At 55.4% G+C, this 379-nt stretch carries 1 protein-coding gene; it reads right to left on the bottom strand.

All coding sequences use genetic code 11. The annotated features are described in order from the left end of the window. The coding region (locus ABR397_RS23485; RefSeq protein ID WP_350307804.1) for an AMP-binding protein at window positions 1-379 on the bottom strand (379 nt) is incomplete at both ends.

Raw genomic sequence — 379 nt, 5'->3', positions numbered from 1 at the left:
CGCTTCTCCCAACGCCAATACCACCGATTCACATACCGCCGGGTGTTCTATCAACCGGGCTTCAATTTCCCCCGGTTCAATGCGGAAACCGCGAATTTTCACCTGCTGGTCATTACGGCCAAAGAATTCCAGATTGCCGTCCGGCAGGTAACGCGCCAAATCCCCGGTCCGGTACATGCGCGCATCCGGGTCGTCACTGAATGGATCGACCAGAAAACGTTCCACCGTCAATTCTGGCCGGTTCAGATAACCCCGCGCAACACCCGCACCACCAACATACAATTCACCTACCGTCCCCAACGGCACTGGCTGGCCGTATTTATCCAACAGATAGAGCGTTAAATCCGGGATACGCGTACCGATAGGGCTGCTTATCTGC

Source organism: Photorhabdus viridis, assembly GCF_040256935.1.
Classification (GTDB): domain Bacteria; phylum Pseudomonadota; class Gammaproteobacteria; order Enterobacterales; family Enterobacteriaceae; genus Photorhabdus; species Photorhabdus viridis.
Note: the sequence above shows the minus strand (reverse complement) of the source record. Positions and strands in the feature narration are given on the sequence as shown.